Genomic DNA, 1,482 nt, shown 5'->3' with positions numbered 1-1,482 from the left:
TGGCCTTTCTGGTGCCGCAGCTTTTGCGCCAATCATAGTAGGAAGCGCATAACCGCAATTACCAAAACTCATAGGAGCAAAAAAGCTACGTGGCCTTTCAAAACGCAAATAGCTATTTGCTACTGAATTAATATTGCCAATATCAGTCGAAACCATTACATCAGCTGGCATAGCCTTCTCGAGCTCACGCAATACTTGCCTTGGGCTCAGGTAATTTCCTCCGGTAGGAGTTTTTTCATTTTTTTGCTCTTCAATCATGTCAAGGCTAAATGCGTCACGCTCATGCGTCCACTCATCCAACTCTTTTTCCCAGGCCGCTTTTTCAGAAGCAATAGTTTTAGCGCGATCTGCTTTGGTGGCATCACAAACCAAGGTTTTATTAGCAAGACGTTGTGTTAAGGCAATTGCAGCAGCTTTTGCATCACCACAAATACCCACCGAGATCTTTTTAACCAATCCCAGCATTTTGTTATCAGCATCAATCTGAATAATCTTGGCATTCTTTGGCCAGTAATCCATTCCATGCTGTGGCAAGGTACCAAAAGGTCCCAAGCGTGAGCCCAGTGCAATCACGACGTCAGCCTGCGCCATTAATTTCATCGCTGCTTTAGAACCTTGATATCCAAGCGGTCCACACCAGAGTGGGTGGCTAGCTGGGAATGAGTCGTTATGCAAATAACTATTTACTACTGGTGCGCCAAGTCGCTCAGCCAAAGCTTTACATTCTTCAACGGCATCACCCATAACAACACCGCCGCCAGAAATAATGACAGGGAACTTTGCTTGAGCTAATAGCTCAGCCGCCTCATTCAGACTATTTTCACCGCCCGGGCCGCGATCAAGACGACTTGGCTGTGGTATCTCAACTTCAATCTCGCCATAAAAATAATCACGCGGAATGTTTAACTGGGTAGGCCCCATTTCAGACATCGCACGATCAAAACAGCGCCCTGTATATTCGGCCATCCGTTTTGGATTATTGACGTGTCCTTGATACTTGGTGAATTCTTCAAACATTGGCAGCTGGTTGGCCTCTTGAAAGCCGCCCAAACCCATACCCATTGTTCCAGTCTCGGGCGTGATCATCACCACTGGACTATGTGCCCAATATGCTGCTGCAATAGCGGTAACGCAATTACTAATGCCAGGGCCGTTTTGGCCAATCACAACACCATGTCGACCACTCACACGAGAATAACCATCAGCCATGTGGGCAGCACCTTGCTCATGAACTACTGGAATCAAGCGAATTCCAGCTGGAGCAAAAATATCCATCGCATCCATAAATGCGGAACCCATAATTCCGAAGATATCCGTTACACCGTTAGCCGCCATCGTCTCTACAAATGCCTCCGATGGGGTCATTTTTTGTGGTCCAGTAGTTATAGCGTGATCTGGTTTAGACATTCAAACTCTCCATTACCTGTTTAAAAAAATAGAACATTTTCTGAACTACCTATGTATTTCCGTAAATTCTACCAC

At 45.9% G+C, this 1,482-nt stretch carries 1 protein-coding gene; it reads right to left on the bottom strand.

Annotated elements, in window-relative coordinates; genetic code table 11:
- A partial coding sequence (gene xsc, locus B7X71_RS16800) for a sulfoacetaldehyde acetyltransferase (protein WP_293601580.1) occupies positions 1 to 1,407 on the bottom strand: 1,407 nt, incomplete at its 3' end.
- Positions 1,408 to 1,482: the final 75 nt, after the last annotated feature.

It is taken from the genome of Polynucleobacter sp. 39-46-10 (assembly GCF_002282275.1).
Note: the sequence above shows the minus strand (reverse complement) of the source record. Positions and strands in the feature narration are given on the sequence as shown.